At 72.2% G+C, this 15,491-nt stretch carries 10 protein-coding genes; 9 read left to right on the top strand and 1 reads right to left on the bottom strand.

What is annotated here, in order from left to right; translation table 11 throughout:
* Nucleotides 1-216: 216 nt before the first annotated feature.
* Nucleotides 217-552, bottom strand: coding sequence for a PD-(D/E)XK nuclease domain-containing protein (locus WME95_RS09280; protein ID WP_437910967.1), 336 nt, complete (start codon nt 550-552; stop codon nt 217-219).
* Between the two features lie 326 nt (nt 553-878).
* Between WME95_RS09280 and WME95_RS09275 the strand changes: the two genes are divergently transcribed.
* From WME95_RS09275 to WME95_RS09235, 9 genes are all read left to right on the top strand, one after another.
* Complete coding sequence (locus tag WME95_RS09275) at nt 879-5,147, top strand: HEAT repeat domain-containing protein (protein ID WP_437908054.1); 4,269 nt, start codon at nt 879-881, stop codon at nt 5,145-5,147.
* Nucleotides 5,144-5,734 carry a hypothetical protein gene (locus tag WME95_RS09270; protein WP_437908053.1) on the top strand — a complete coding sequence of 197 codons (591 nt, stop codon included), beginning with the start codon at nt 5,144-5,146 and terminating at the stop codon, nt 5,732-5,734. Before WME95_RS09275 ends, WME95_RS09270 begins: the two co-directional genes overlap by 4 nt.
* Entirely contained in the window at nt 5,722-6,792 is a 1,071-nt protein-coding gene (tsaD, locus tag WME95_RS09265; RefSeq protein WP_437908052.1) for a tRNA (adenosine(37)-N6)-threonylcarbamoyltransferase complex transferase subunit TsaD, read from the top strand. The genes WME95_RS09270 and tsaD overlap by 13 nt, the downstream gene beginning before the upstream one ends.
* Nucleotides 6,793-7,048: 256 nt before the next feature.
* Complete coding sequence (locus WME95_RS09260) at nt 7,049-8,068, top strand: hypothetical protein (RefSeq protein WP_437551052.1); 1,020 nt, start codon at nt 7,049-7,051, stop codon at nt 8,066-8,068.
* Nucleotides 8,058-9,821 carry a hypothetical protein gene (locus tag WME95_RS09255; RefSeq protein WP_437908051.1) on the top strand — a complete coding sequence of 588 codons (1,764 nt, stop codon included), beginning with the start codon at nt 8,058-8,060 and terminating at the stop codon, nt 9,819-9,821. The genes WME95_RS09260 and WME95_RS09255 overlap by 11 nt, the downstream gene beginning before the upstream one ends.
* Nucleotides 9,822-9,829: 8 nt before the next feature.
* On the top strand, nt 9,830-10,879 hold the full coding sequence (locus WME95_RS09250; protein ID WP_437908050.1) for a PEGA domain-containing protein: 1,050 nt from the start codon (nt 9,830-9,832) through the stop codon (nt 10,877-10,879).
* A 256-nt stretch (nt 10,880-11,135) separates the two neighbouring features.
* Nucleotides 11,136-12,503, top strand: coding sequence for a PGRS family protein (locus WME95_RS09245; protein ID WP_437908049.1), 1,368 nt, complete (start codon nt 11,136-11,138; stop codon nt 12,501-12,503).
* 373 nt (nt 12,504-12,876) lie between these two features.
* Nucleotides 12,877-13,671, top strand: coding sequence for a hypothetical protein (locus WME95_RS09240; protein ID WP_437908048.1), 795 nt, complete (start codon nt 12,877-12,879; stop codon nt 13,669-13,671).
* Nucleotides 13,672-14,693: 1,022 nt separating this feature from the next.
* Complete coding sequence (locus WME95_RS09235; protein WP_437908047.1) at nt 14,694-15,272, top strand: hypothetical protein; 579 nt, start codon at nt 14,694-14,696, stop codon at nt 15,270-15,272.
* The last annotated feature ends 219 nt before the right edge of the window (nt 15,273-15,491 follow it).

Here is a 15,491-nt window from a genome sequence, read left to right as displayed (position 1 = left end):
CTCAGAGAGCCGCAGCGCTCGCCTGTGGGGTGCTTCGGACGAGCTCATCGCAGCGACCGAGGATATCCAGAACTGCAGCGCTCCCCGTCAGCAAATTGTGCTGTAAGCAAGGCAACGTCAGGAACCGCAGCGCGGTGAGCTCGCGGCGAGGGCGGATCCGAGGTAGTGCGCCTCACCACAACGAACAGCGATGTGCCCGACGTCTGCCCGAGTCGATTAGCCCTGCGGGTGTCCGTCCTTGGCGCCGGAGAGGACCTCATCGACCAGCCTCACCCAGGCGCGCTTTCCGTCGAAGACCGCGACCAGCTCATGCACGGGGGCGGCGCCGGCGGCGACCAGCTCGACCGCATAACGGCGATCACGGACTTGCCGCGCCGCGGCGAGGAGCGCCTGCTCCGGGGTCTCGCCTCGCTGTGGCACCTTGAGCTCCAGCACGATGCCTGGACGGCCCGGCGCGCGCGGCCGCACGAGCAGGTCCGCGCGGCCGAGGCCGGACTCACGGTTCGAGCGAACGTCGTAATCACCCTCGAGCTGCACGAGGAGGCCAAGGATGAAGCCGTGATAGAGAGAGGTTGTCCTTCAGGGCGGCAGAGAAGAAGTTCCGGAAGAACAGCGTCACCTCGTCGAGAAAGCCGTTCAAATAACCGGACTGGGTGGGGGTGTCATCGTCGTTGATCAGGGCTTCCCGAGGAAATACGCGAGGGTATAGATGTTAAGTGTCCTTTCGAAGCGGCGCCGCCGCAGGAGCGCTTGGAAAGTCGTCTGCTGAGCTCATCGGCCTCGCATGTCCGGCGTCCGCGCCGGCCCGATCGCGCCCTTTCCCGGCGCCGCCGCTGCTCCGCGTGGCCGGCCGCGCACCGTCGATCTACCCTACCCAGGTGCGATCCCACGTTCTGGCCGGCTGCCTCGCGGTCCTGATCCCCGCGGCCGCGACGCTCGCGATCCCGCGCGCCGAGGCCGCGGATTTCGATCCGTCCGGCCGCGGCAAGCGGCCCAGACCGAAGGCCCCGAAGCCCGGCGGCGGCAGGCCTGGCCCCGCCGCGCGGCCGCAGCCCGCGAAGCCGCCGCAGGCGAAGCCGGAGCCGGCAGAGACCGGCGACGGGAAGCGGGGCGGCCCGTCGAGCGACGCGCTGATCGCGCGCTACACGGCCATCGTCATGAGCCAGCCGAGCGCGCCCTTCCCGCTCCAGCGCCTCGCCCAGCTCTACCGCGAGCGCGACGGGAACCTGAAGAAGCTCGTCGAGGAGTTCGAGCGCCGCGCCGCGCAGCCGGGGGCCGACGCCTGGGCCTCGAAGGTCGTGCTCGCCGGCGTCTACAAGCAGGACGGGCGCTACGACGACGCCATCAAGACGTACGAGGCCGCCATCGCGGACCGGCCCGGGGAACCGGCGGCGATGATGGCGCTCGCCCAGCTCGAGGCGGATCGCGGCGACAAGGCGCGCGCGCGCGGGCACTACGAGAAGGCGCTGCCGCTGCTCAAGGTCCCCGCGGACGTCGAGCAGACCCGGCGCACGCTGCTCGCGCTCTGCCTCGACCTCTCCGATTTCGAGGCGGCCAAGGCGCAGCACGACGCGCTCGTGAAGAACGCGCAGGGCTCGCTCTTCGTGAAGGCCGAGCTCGGGCGCGAGCTCTCCGCGCGCGGGCACCACGCGCGCGCCGAGGCCGAGTTCCGCGAGCTCGTGAAGGCCGCGGCCGGCGACAACAGGGCGCTCGCGCCGGCGCTGCGCGATCTCGGGCAGGCGCTCGCCAAGCAGAAGAAGATGGACGAGGCGCTCGCCGTGCTGAAGCGGGCGCTCGCCATCGCCGGCAGCGCCGCCGGGGTGCGGGCCGAGATCCTGCTCATCATGACCGACGCGTTCCGCGCCGAGGGCAAGCTCGCGGAGCTCATCGCGATCCTCGAGGCCGAGAGGGGGCAGGACTTCCAGCGGCTCGCGACCCTGGGCGCCCTGTACGAGGAGACCGGCGACGTCGACAAGGCGATCGGGATCTACAGGAAGGCCCTCGCGCTCGACGGCAAGCACATCGACACGCGGCTCCGGCTCGTCCACCTGCTCCAGACCGCCGGCGAGCTCGACGCCGCGATCCGCGAGTACGAGCTCCTGATCAAGGCGGCCCCGGGCAACGCGGACTTCGTCTTCGAGCTGTGCGAGACGCTCATCCAGCGGGGCGACCGGCCCAAGGCGCTCGCGCTGCTCACGCAGCTCGAGGGGCGCGTCGCGGACGAGGCCGAGACGCTCGCGGCCGTCGCCGATTTCTACGAGCGGGTGGAGGAGAAGGACCGGGCCCTCAAGGTGCTCCAGCGGCTCGCCGCGGCCGCGGGCGGCGATCCGAGCCACCTCGTCGACCTGGGCGACCGGTACTTCCAGGCCGGCGACAAGAAGAAGGCGCTGGAGACGTGGGCGCGCATCAAGCAGGTCGTGCCGAGCCGGGCGCGCGCCGCGGCCACGCTCGGGGAGGTGTACCTCGACCACGACATGGTGGCGGAGGCGCTCGCCGCGCTCCGGGAGGCGGCGCAGCTCGAGCCCGCGAACAGCCGCTACAAGAAGGCGCTCGCGATCGCGCTGGAGCGCACGGCGAGCGCGCTCGGCAACGCGGGGCCGCGCTACACGGAGGCGCGCGAGCTCTGGGAGCAGCTGCTCGCCGGGGCGGGCAACGACAAGCTGCTCGCGCGCGAGGCGCGCACCCACATCGTCAGCCTCTGGTCGCTCACCCACGAGCTGCCGAGCCGCGTCGCGCCGCTCGCCGCGCGCTTCAACGCGACCCCGCCCGACCTGGAGGCGGGGCGGCTGCTCGCGGAGGTGCAGCGCAAGCTGCACCGGCTGCCCGACGCCGAGGCCACGCTCCGGCGGCTGGTCCAGGCCGCGCCGGGCGACGAGGACTCGCTCCTCGCGCTGGAGCGCGTGCTCGTGCTCCAGCAGAACCTCCTCGGCGCGATCGACGTGCTGGGCAAGCTCGTCGAGGTGAACCCGAAGCGGGCCCGCGAGTTCTACCAGCGCATGGCGCAGTACGCCGCGGAGCTGTACCGCGACGACGACGCGATCCGGTACGCCGCGCGGGCCGTCGAGCTGTCGCCCGAGGACGCGAGCGGCCACCAGAAGCTCGGCGACATGTACCGCCGGCGGCAGGACTTCCAGCGCGCGATCGCCGAGTACCGGCAGGCGCTCGCGAAGAACGACCGGCTGTTCCCCGTGTACTTCGACCTCGCCGAGCTGCTGCTCACCGCGGGGCAGGCCGAGGAGGCCGACCGGCTCTTCCGCCGGGTGGTGAGGGCGTCGAACGACGAGGAGCTCGTCGCGCGCGCGGCGCGGATGTCGATGCAGGTGAACCTCGGCAGGGGCTCGCTCGAGGTGCTCGAGCGCGAGCTCCTGCCGGTCGCGGTCGGCAACCCCCAGAAGCCGCTCTACCGGCGGCTGCTCGTGGAGCTCTACGGCGCGATGACCTTCCCGCTGATGCAGAAGGTCCGCGGCGAGGGGCGCGCGGCGAGCGCGGCGGCGCGCGCGGAGCTCGCGAAGATCGGCGCCCGCGCGGTGAAGCCGCTGCTCGACGCGCTCGCGGACGAGAAGGAGTCGCAGCAGAAGGTCGCGATCGAGGTGCTGGCCTACGTCGAGAACAAGGGCGCCGGGCCGGCGCTCTACAACTTCGCGGTAGGCCAGGCCGACAAGGGCCTGCGCGCCCGCGCGATGATCGCGTGCGGCGCGCTGCGCGACCCGGCCATGCTGGAGCGCTACGAGCAGATGCTCGCGCCGCGGGACGCGGCGGCGAGCGTGCTGCCGAACGACGCGGTCGCGGTCGCCGCGACGTGGGGCGTGGCGCGGCTCGCGGCGGGCGGCGGGCGGCCGGCGGCCAAGGCGGTGGCGCTGCTCGCGCGGCTCCTGTCGTCGCCGGCGCCGGAGGTGCGGGCGCTCGCGGCGGTCGGCCTCGGGCTGACGCACGACCGGAAGCACGCGGCGGCGCTGTCCGCGGTCGCGAGGGCGCCCGAGGCCGGCTCCGTGCCGCGCGCCGCCGCGGTCCGCGCGCTGGGCGAGCTCGCGGGCGGGGGCGAGGGGCCCGCGCTGTTCATGTCGCTCGCCGACTCGAGCGAGCCGGAGCTCCGCCGCGCGGCGCTGATCACGCTCGCGCGGCTCGGCGGCGGCGGCGCGGGACCCGGAGGCGGCGGCGCCGGCGAGGCCGAGGCGGTCGCCGCGGGCGGGGCCGCCCAGGCGATCGCGGCCGGCGCGTTCTCGTCGGACGAGGGGCTGCGCGCCGCCGCGGTGTCGGCGGCGGTCGCGCTCACGCGGCGCGCGTACCCGCGCGCGCGCGAGCCGCTGCCGGTGCCGGACGGCGCGCTGACGGTGAAGGACGTGCTCGCGGGGCTCGACCCCGATCCGCCCGGCCCGGAGGATCGCGCGGCGGCGCTCGTGGCGCTCGGCCCGGCGCTGCAGAAGGCCGCGGTCGCCGCGGTCGCGACGTCGCCCGAGCGGGCCCTGGTCGTCGCCGACGCGATCCTGTCGCGCGGCGCGGCCGTGTCGGGCGGGGCAGGCGGCGATCCCGGCGCCGGCGGGGGCGTCGCGGCGCTCGGGCTCGCGCCGTTCACGGACGGGCGCGCGGCGCTCGCCCCGGAGCCGAGGCGGCAGGTGGAGGCCGCCGTGGAGGGGATCGCGGCGGCGGTCGTGAGCGGGTTCGTGGCGCTCGTGCGGCACCCGGCGATCGAGGTGCGCACGCGCGCGGTCGAGCTGCTCGCGACCCGGCCCGAGCCGGAGGCGCAGGCCGCGGTGGTCGACGCGCTCGGCGATCCCGAGGAGAGCGTGCGGCGCGCGGCGCTCGCGGCGCTCGGCGCGGTCCGGCACGCGCCGACGATCGCGGCCGTCTCGGAGCTCCTGCGGACCTCGTCGAGCTGGCCGCTGCGCGTGCGCGCGGCGGAGGCGCTGGGTCGGCTCGGCGCGCCGGGCGGGGGCGCGGGCGGCGGCAGGCCGAGCCAGGTAGCCGAGACGCTCGGCGGGGCGGCCCGCGCCGACGCGTACGCCCTGGTGCGCGAGGCGGCGGCCCGCGCCCTCGCCTCCGCGGACCGCGCGGCGGCGGCGCCGGTGCTCCGGCAGCTCGCTGCGAGCGATCCCGAGCCGCGCGTCCGCCAGACCGCGGTCGAGCTGATGCGGAGCGCCGCGCCTTGAGCCGCGCTTCTCCGCCCGGGCCGCGGCGCCGCGCGCTGCGGCTCGCGCCGCTCGCCCTCGCCGGCGCGATGAGCGCCGGCGGGGCGGCCGGCTGCGACGACCTGAGCCGGTTCTCGACGGCCGACGGGGAGGCGTACTGCGGCGCGATCACGCTGGGCGGCGCGTTCCGCGCCGGCCTGAGCCCGCGGGTGCAGATGCGGCTCACGCTCGACGCGGACGCGCTCGACGGGGCGGAGCCGCCCGGCGCGCTGTGGACCTACGAGGCGCCCGACGGGGCCACGGCCGAGCGGCGCCTCCTCGACGGCGCGCCGCTGCGGCCGATCGGCGCGCTCGTCCACGATCCGCTGTCACGGCTGGAGTTCGGGGAGGGCCGGGAGCGCAACGCAATCTACGCGGTCGACGCGTCGGAGCCCGAGACGGAGCCGATGCTCGCGGTGCTGTCGCTGCGCACGGACGCGTCGGTCGAGGTGCGCCTGCTCCGGCCTGGCCGGGCGCCGCTCGCGCCGGGCGAGGCGGATGCGGCGGGGCAGCGGCAGGTGTTTGGCAATTTCAGGCTGACGCGGCGGACAGGGACATGCGGGTTCTAGGGATCGAGACATCGTGTGATGAGACGGCGGCGGCGGTGGTCACCGAGGGAGGCGACGTCCTCTCCGACGTCGTGCGCAGCCAGGTGGCGCTGCACGCGCCTTACGGGGGCGTCGTGCCCGAGGTCGCGGCGCGCGATCACGCGCGCGCGGTGGTCCCGGTGGTGCGCGAGGCGCTCTCGCGCGCGGGCGTCTCGGTGGCGGATCTCGACGGCGTCGCGGTGACGTCGCGGCCGGGGCTCGCCGGGGCGCTGCTCGTCGGCCTGCAGGCCGCGAAGGGGCTCGCGTGGGCCGCGGGCAAGCCGCTCGTGGGCGTCGATCACCTCGTGGGGCACCTGCTCGCGGTGTTCCTGCGGCGGGGCGGCGCGCCGCTCTCCGACGAGCGCGAGCGGCCGTCGTTCCCGTACGTGGCGCTGCTCGCCTCGGGCGGGCACACGGCGATCTACCGGGTGGATGGCCCGGCGATCGGGGCGATCCGGGAGCTCGGCGCGACGCGCGACGACGCGGCGGGCGAGGCGTTCGACAAGGTGGCGAAGCTGCTCGGCCTCGGGTATCCGGGCGGGCCGGTGGTCGATCGGCTCGCGGCCGGGGGCGACGCGGCCGCAGCGGCGGACGCGGTGCCAGCGCTGATGGCGCGCAAGGAGTCGCTGGAGTTCAGCTTCTCCGGCATCAAGAGCTCGGTCGCGCGGCACGTGGCGAAGCGGGGGCGGCCGGAGGGGCAGGCGCTCCGCGACCTGTGCGCGGCCTTCCAGGGGGCCGTGGTCGACGCGCTCGTGCAGAAGACCGTGCGGGCCGCGCGGGCCGAGGGGATCGGGCGGGTGGTCCTCGGCGGCGGGGTCGCGGCGAACCAGGGGCTCCGCGCGAAGATGGCCGCGGCGTGCGAGCGGCGGGGCCTCGCGCTGTTCGTGCCGCCGCTCGCGAGCTGCACGGACAACGGGGCGATGATCGCGTATGCGGGCGCGCTGCGGCTCGCGGCCGGGGAGCGTGACACGCTGGATCTCGCGCCCGAGACGAGGACGGCGCTGCCGCGAGTGACCCGCAAGGGCGGTGGCGCGAGGTGATCGGGACAGGCCGGTAGCGGGAGCGGCGCGCGGGCGCGGAGGACGCGGGTCCTGTGTGCGTGGGGACATGGCGTCCGATGGCGGACGATGAAGTAATGGCTCGTGCTGGGGATTACCTCGGACTTGTACGCTGCGGCGAGCCGTGGTCTGATGCGTTTCTCAGGATTCAGGCCGGTCCGCGCTCGCCGTTCTTCCGGCCGCGCGGGACAGGACAGGGCGGGATAGCCCGCCCGGCGGGTCGCGAGGATTGTAAGCCATGCAGGTTGTTCTACCGATAGTGCTCGGGTTGATCGCGGTGGCGTGCGGCGCAGGCGCCGTGTTCCTGCTGATGCAGGCCACGCAGCTGAAGCGGAAGCTTCAGGACGCGAACCAGCACATCGAGGCGCTCCGGCAGGCCAAGGGCCAGCTGGATCAGCTGCGGGCGCAGTACGGGCAGCTCCAGCAGGCGCTCGAGATCTCGCGGGGCGAGGACCGGCAGAAGGTCGACTGGCTCGACGCCCAGCAGAAGGAGATCGACTGGTACAAGAGCGAGCTCGAGAGCCGGCCGAAGATCACGCAGAAGCGGTACAAGATCCTGACGCTGGGCATCAAGTGGACCGGCAAGACGTCGCTCACGCTCAAGTGGGCGAATCCCCTCGTGGATCTGGGCACGCTGCAGGGGACGAAGATCGAGCGTTACGAGCGGACCGTCAGCCACGTCCTCACGAAAGAGGTGTTGACGGAGCACGTGTTCGAGGTCGGCGACTGGGGCGGCGAGCACATCGTGGACGCGCAGCAGGAGCTCATCATGGAGGAGGTCCATGGGCTCTTGATGGTCGTGGATCTGGCGGGCAAGGACGGACAGAAGGTCGAGCCGTCGCGGATCCAGGAGCAGCTCCGGGAGTTTCAGCCGCAGTCGCTGCAGTTCTTCTTCAGCCCGAAGACGCTGGCCTCGTGCAAGGCGGTTGTGCTCTTCATCAACAAGTCCGATGTCCTGTCCGGGACGCCGGCCGAGGTGGAGCGGGAGGCGCGCGGGTATTACAAGACGCTCATCGACAGCCTGGAGCGGTACAAGAACAACATCGACATTCGCGTGCTCGTCGGGTCGGCGAGCTACGGGCACAGCACGCATCACCTGTTCTCGCACTTCGTGGAGAAGATCCTCCCGAAGAACGCGTATGATCCGCAGCTCCTGCAGCGGATGAAGCAGGACATCAGCGGGCATTCGGCGCTGTCGCGGACCGCGGCGCTCCCTGCCCCGCCGGTGCCGCAGCAGGTCAGGCCCAATGTACGGTAACGAGGGCGCTTCGGGCTATGTGATCCCGCGGTACCGCGCGCCGGCGGACGCGGCGTGGTATCACGTGCTGCACGGGAACATCCCGGGGCACCAGATCGACTTCATGTACTGCCCGGAGGTGCCGCAAGGGCCCCTCACGACGACGCAGTTCAGCCACCTGGCGCGGCTGATGAAGTACATCGAGCCTGCGACGGGGGCGACGCACGCGTTCGCGATTGGCAATCTGTCGAGGGATGACACGCAGCACGAGCCTGGCCACGGGGCGGTGGGGCTCATCTTCGGCTTCCGGATCGGCGGGGCGGTCGACCACGCCGGGCGGGGGAACCCGCCGTTCGCGCACGGGATCGTCGCGGTGGATCGGGACCTCGGGTACACGACGCTGCTCGAGGCAGCGGCGACGTTTTACCGGCACGTGATGAACGCGACGGAGGTCAACTCGTCGGCGGGCATGTTCTACCGCGAGTACGTGAGCGCGGTGCGGGAGGCGCCGGAGCGGGTGGCGCACGTGCTGGAGCGGTATGTCGAGGAGTTCGGGGATCTGCCATATCTCCGGCGGAGCGGCGCGACCTGGGACTGGGTGGCCGACGAGGGGGCGCAGCCGAAGCGGGTGGTGATCGTCCACAAGCCCGACGAGCCCTTCGGGTCGATCGCGCTTGCGGCGGCGAAGATCGCGACGGTGCTGTACCGATCGAACATCAAGTGGACGTCGATCACGAGCGGGCGGGAGGCGGATATCCCGGGCGGCGTATCGGTGCGGTTCGTGCGGGAGCGCGATGTCACGATGGAGGACCGGCACGGGATGCTGATCCGGATCGAGGAGGTCGCGGAGGACGAGGGGGAGATCGCGCGGGGGATGTTCGGGGCGCGGCCGCTGGCCGAGGTGGAGGAGAAGCCGCAGTTCGGCGGCGGGTGGCGCGAGCGGTTCGCGGCGCAGCAGGGCGGGACGGGGCCGGTCGGCGTGGCCGCGCATGGCGTGGGCGGCGCGGGACAAGAGCGGCGGGCGCCGGGGTCGATGCCGCCGTCGCAGCGGGGCGTGGCGGGGCCGGCGGGGCCGACGTCGCAGCAGGTTGGGCCGAAGGGGACGCTGGTCATCGATTCGGAGAAGCTGCTGGGGAGCGCGGCGCTGGCGGCGGGGGTCGAGGCCGGAGGCACGGGGCCCGTGCGGATGGGACAGGCGGCGGCGGGGAACGCCGTGCCGGCGCAGGCGGCGGGCGGCGTTGCGGGGCGGGTGGCGAGCGGCGGGGCGTGGAGCGCGCCGGCGGGGCCGATGCCGTCCGCCGGCTTGGAAGAGCGCGACGAGATCCCGGTCATCGTGGAGAAGCCGGCGTCGTCGCGGACGTGGATCTGGGCCGTCGCGGGGCTCGGCTTCGTGGCCGTGGCGGGGATGGTCGCGGTGCTGGTATCGCAAGGGGCGCCCGGAGGGGGGACGGCAACGCCGGAGGCAACGGGGCCGGGCGTGGCGCCGCCTTCGGGGAGCGCGGCGGCGCCAGGGCCAAGCGCCGAGGCCGGCGCGGCGCCGACGGGGTCGCCCGCCACGACGGCGCGGCCGGAGGCGACGGCGAAGCCGCAGACGGGGCAAGAGCAGCCGGAGCAGGGGGAGCCGCTGCCGAAGACGCAGCCATCGGGGCGGACAAGGAATACCAAGGTAGGTGGGACTGCGCCGGGGCGCTTGGACGCGAAGCCCAGAGGGGGTAAGGTGCCGCCCTCGAGCACTGCTGTCCCGCCTCTCCCCGAAGGGAAGCCTGAGTTCTGATGACTCCGATGATGAGGAAGCAACCGCTGCTGTGGAGCTGGAGCGTGGCCGTGGCGTTGATGACGCAGGCGGCGGGCGCGCAGCAGCCGGCCACCGCGGCCGCCGCCGGCGAGACCGACGCGCTGACGGACAAGGCGCGACAGCTCTACGAAGAGGGGAGACAGGCGGCGGCGGCGGGGAAATGGGCCGATGCGCACGCGTCGTTCCTCGCGGCGTGGGCGATCAAGCCACATTACCAGATCGCGTCGAATCTGGGGGTCGCGTGCCTCAAGCTGGGCAAGCACCGCGACGCAGCGGAGTACCTGGCGCGGTATCTGCGCGAGGCGCCGGCCACCAAGGTGAACGAGCGGCAGAACGCCGAGGCGTCGCTGAAGGAGGCTCTTGCGAAGGTCGCATCCGTGACGGTGCAGGTGACGCCGGCAGGGGCGGAGGTGACGGTCGACGGGGCGGTCGTGGGCAAGGCGCCGCTCGCGGATCGGGTGTTCTTGGTACCGGGCGAGCACGAGATCGGGGCGAAGCTCGAGGGGTACGCGCCAGCGACGCGTCCCATCGCGGCGGTGGCGGGCCGTGCGGAGACGGTGGCGGTGCAGCTGGAGCGCGCGCCGGTCGCTGGCTTGGGAGCGCGTCCCTTCGTGCTGGAGCCGGCGGCGCCGGTGGCGCCGCGCGCTGAGCTGCGGACGCCGTTGCTCGTCACGGGCGGGGTCGTGGCGGGCGCCGGCATCGTGACGGGCGTGGTCTTCGCGGTGCTCGCCGGCAATCGAGCCGATCACGCGGAAGAGGTCAGGAACGAGCTGAAAGCCGAATGGGGCGACGAGAAGAGATGCCCCGAGGGGGACGTTACCAAGTGTAGCGACCTTAAAGACGCAGTATATGACGAGATCGACCTGGGCAACGTCGCATTCTGGAGTCTCGTGGCGGGGGGAACGGTCGGGGTTGGCACGCTGGTCTATGGGCTGGTGACGATGAACGCTGAGCCTCAGAAGACGGTCCCGGGGACACGCGTGGCGCCGCTCCTCGGACCGGGCACTGCCGGGCTTTCGTTCAGCGGAAGGTTTTGAGCTTACGTACTCGAAGGGAGAAGGCCGTACTATGCGTCGTCGCGCCCATCTTGCTGCTGCGATCTTCCTGGGGACGATGGCCATGGGAGCGATAGGGCCTCAATGCGGCCACCCCCCGTGCCTTGACGTAAGTGGTGAGCTGCTGGATGACTGCCAGTCGGACGGAACGGCAGGAGGGCCGCCGGATCCGCCGCCGCAGTGTGTGCCAGGAGAGGGCGAAGGGTGGAAGGCCGACGCGTTGTGTGGTGGGATCTTCGTGAGGCTCGACGGAAACGATGAGAACGCGGGGACGCCGGACGCACCGGTGAAGTCGTTGGGGAAAGCCATCGCCCTCGCGACTGCCCTCCCCGATGCCACGAAGAAGAACGTGTACGCGTGCGCCGAGACGTTCGAAGAGAAGGTCGAGATCCAGGCGAATGTGACGCTGTTCGGTGGACTCGACTGCGAGAACGGCTGGGGATGGATCGGCGATCAGAAGCGGACGACGCTGACGGCCGATGCTGGGACCATCCCTCTCACGATGCATGGGGGCGGAGTGGTTCGGATGGAGGACGTGCATGTCCTTGCTGAATCGGTTCTGACATCCGGAGCGTCGTCCATCGCGGCCGTGGCCGATGGTGTCACCGTCTCGCTGGCGCGCTGCACGATTGAGGCAAGTGATGCCGCGCCTGGCGCCGATCAAAGCCAGGACTCGAACAGCGCCAAGCGCGGTGACGATGGGAACCCAGGTGACGGTGGGTGCATGGCCGCTTTTACCGCGGGCGGTGCCGAGCCATTCAACGACTGCGAAGAGGGGGTCGCGGACTCCTTCGGCGGAGCCGGCGGAACAGGACAACCGAGCAGCGGTGCCAATGGCACCGATGGCTTACCAGATGGCCCGGCCAATGGCGGAGACGGGCAGACGTCAGGAGGAACTTCCTGCATGAACGGCCGGGATAGCGACCCTGGCGCCTCCGGCGATCCAGGCGCTGGGGCCACGGCTCTCGGCACCCTCTCACAAGATGGCTATATCGGCGAAGCCGGCGAGACCGGCCGGCCCGGAACCACGGCGCGGGGTGGCGGCGGCGGTGGCGGCGCTCGCGGTGTTCCCACCAGTCCCACGACCCCGCCACGTTCCTGCCCCGACCCCAATGCCAAGGGAGTCGGCGGCGCCAGCGGCGGCTCGGGCGGCGCGGGCGGCTGCGGTGGTAAGGGAGGCCTCGGAGGCGGCGCCGGCGGCGCGAGCATCGCGCTCATCAGCCTCGACTCCACCCTCCAGCTCCACGACGTCACCCTGAAAACAGGCCTCGGTGGCAAGGGCGGCAACGGCGCTCTAGGACAGCCCGGCGGCGCCGGCGGCATGGGCGGCATGGGCGGCAAGGCGCTATCGGGCGGCTCCGCATCCGGCCTTGACAACGCCTGCGACGGCGGCAACGGCGGCCGCGGCGGTCAGGGCGGTCGCGGCGGGGGCGGCCGCGGCGGTCACTCCATCGGCATCGCCTTTCGCGGCACGCCGCCGCCCATGGACGCGAACGGCCTCCATTTCGAGCTCGGCGAGCCCGGCCTCGGCGGCGAGGGGGACGGGACCAGCGGCGACGGCGACCCCGGAGCCAAGACGCCGACGCTCGATTTCGCCTCCCCGTGACGCCACCGTGCCCCGCGGTGGCCAGGTCTCATGTCCTTGCCCGCACGCGTTCTTTCCCTGGGGACAAATCGTGAGCAAGAGTGCGGCGATGAACCACCGCTCGGCAGCGGCCAGCCTGCTCCTCCTCGGCGTCCTATGCACGTCGCCAGCGGCGGCGCAGGACGGTCCTGTACTGGCACAGAACAAAGCAGCCGCCGTCGCGCTCGCCGAGCAGGGATGGGCCCACTACGAGGCGCAGCGATACGCCGAGGCGCTCCTCGCGTTTCGTCAGGCCGAGGCGAAAACGCACGCGCCCCCGTTCCTGCTCATGGTGGCGCGCTGTTACGTCAAGCTCGGCCGCTTCCTCGAAGCGCGCGATGTGTATCGGCTCGTCGTGGACGAGAAGTTCACGCCCGGCGCTCCGTCTGCTTTCGCGGAGGCGAAAGCCAGCGCGACCAAGGAGCTCGCCGAGCTCGAAGCACGCACCCCGACCGTGGAAATCACCGTCACGGGGACCGTTCCTGCCGGGCTGGAGTTGACGCTCGATGGCCTCCCCGTCCAGCTCGATACCCCTGTGCAGCGCGATCCCGGCGATCACCCCCTGGTCGTCCGCACGCCCGGGCGCCGTCCCTTGACCAAGACGGTTCACCTGACCGAGGGAGCGAGGGAACACGTCAAGCTTGATCAGGCCGCGATCGGTGCGCTGCCGATTGCCGAGCGACCGGAAGGCAAGCGAGGGCCTGCCCCAGACGTGAAGGGGCGCCCCCACGCATCTGCGTCTCCGGCAGCGAGGACGCCGCGCGGCAACTTCCGGACGCCAATTCTTCTGGGCGGAGGGATCGCGGCTGGTGCTGGCATCGCGGCGGGGGCGATCCTCACGGTGATGGCCAGCTCGCGGGCGAGCGAGGCCGAGGACGAGAAGAAGGCGCTGTTCGATCAAGGATACAACGAGTCATCCTGTCGTGGCATGACCATGCCCGGGTGCCAGGATCTCAGGGATACGATCTATGCCAAGGTCGACCTCAGCAACGCGGCGTTCTGGAGCTTCGTGGCGGGGGGAGCGATCGGGGCTGGCACGTTTGTGTACGGGCTCGTGACGAGCAAGCCTGTGGAAGCGGCGCCGAGCGTGCGGGTCGCGCCGCTTCTTGGACCGCGCATTGCCGGACTCTCGCTGAGCGGACCGCTCTGAGCTCTCATTCCCGGACAGGAGGTGTTGGCAACATGCGTCGTCGCTTTTGTCTGGCTGCTGTGCTCTTTCTGGCAACGATGGCCCTGGATGCCAGCCAAACCGGGTGCTTTCCCTATTCTATGAGCAGCGATTGCGGAGATGTCCTTGCCTGCAGCTCGGTGAGCGGCGGAGAGGGAGGACAGCCGCCGCCATCGACGTGCGTGCCGCGCGACCGTGCGGACTGGAACGCGAGCGAGACGTGTGGCGTGTTCGTGTCGGTCCAGGGGAAGGACAGCAATCCTGGAACACCGAGCGAACCGGTCAAGACGTTCGAAAAGGCGATTGAGCTCGCCCTCGCCGAGCCTCGGGCGAGGCGCGTCTATGCATGCGCCCAGACGTTCAACGAGGCGGTCGAGATCGAGGACGACGTGACGCTGTTTGGTGGACTCGACTGCGAGAACGGCTGGGGATGGATCGGCGATCAGAAGCGGACGACGCTGACGGCCGAGGCCGGGACCATCCCTCTCACGATGCATGGGGGCGGATCAGTTCGGATGGAGGACGTGCATGTCCTTGCTGAATCAGTTCTGACATCCGGAGCGTCGTCCATCGCGGCCGTGGCCGATGGTGTCACGGTCTCGCTGGCGCGCTGCACGATTGAGGCAAGTGATGCTGCGCCTGGCGCCGATCAAAGCCAGGACTCGAACAGCGCCACGCGCGGTGACGATGGGAACCCAGGAGAAGGTGGGTGCATGGCCTCTGTTACCGCCGGCGGTGCCGAGCCAGTCAACAACTGCGAAGATGGGGGCGAGGTCTCCGTCGGCGGCGCTGGCGGAGTAGGACAACCGAGCAGCGGTGTCATCGGCAGCGATGGCCTACCGGGTGGCTCGGCCAATGGCGGAGCCGGGCAGACGGCAGGGGGAACTCTCTGCGCCCGCGGCGAGGCCGGCGCAGATGGCATGCCCGGCGGGCCAGGCGCCGGGGCCACGGCTCTCGGCACCCTCTCACAAGGTGGCTACACCGGCGTATCCGGCGTTTCCGGCATGCCCGGAACCACGGCGCAGGGTGGCGGTGGCGGCGGTGGCGCGCGCGGTGTTCTCAGCAGTGGCTCCCCCGGGCGTTCCTGCCCCGGCGGTGCCAGGGGAGTCGGCGGCCCCAGCGGCGGCTCGGGCGGCGCGGGCGGCTGCGGGGGCAAGGGCGGCCTCGGGGGTGCCGCCGGCGGCGCGAGCATCGCGCTCATCAGCCTCGACGCCATCCTCCAGTTCCATGACGTCACCCTGAAGACGGGCGGCGGAGGCAAGGGCGGCAACGGCGCTCCAGGACAGCCCGGCGGCAACGGCGGCGCCGGCGGCGTGGGCGGCAAGGCACCACCGGACTCCTCCGGCCTTGACAACGCCTGCAACGGCGGCGGCGGCGGCCGCGGCGGTCAGGGCGGCCGCGGCGGCGGCGGCCGCGGCGGTCACTCCATCGGCATCGCCTTTCGCGGCACACCGCCGCCCATGGACGCAAACGACCTCCATTTCGAGCTCGGCGAGCCCGGCCTCGGCGGCGAGGGAGACGGAAGCAACGGCGACGGCGCCCCCGGAGCCAAGGCGCCGTCGCTCGATTTCGCCTCCCCGTGACGCCATGTCCCCATCGATGGCCCCTCGTGCGTCTCGCGCTCCCCCAATGGCCCCGCGGTCGCGCCAGCGGCGTCGCTCGGCGCGGCCCGCTTCCAGATGTGTCACCGCTCCACCGAGAGGAGCACAGACACGCTGTCAGCACCCCTGACCTCAGCATCAGCCGCGCGCCGGAGCTTCCGTCCGCAACGCCTGCATCGGGAGAATCCCGGTCGCCACCGC

The sequence above is a fragment of the Sorangium sp. So ce327 genome (genome assembly GCF_051530205.1).
Classification (GTDB): Bacteria; Myxococcota_A; Polyangia; order Polyangiales; family Polyangiaceae; genus Sorangium; species Sorangium cellulosum_B.
The sequence above is the reverse complement of the archived record's forward strand: the minus strand, read 5'-3'. Positions and strand labels throughout refer to the sequence as shown.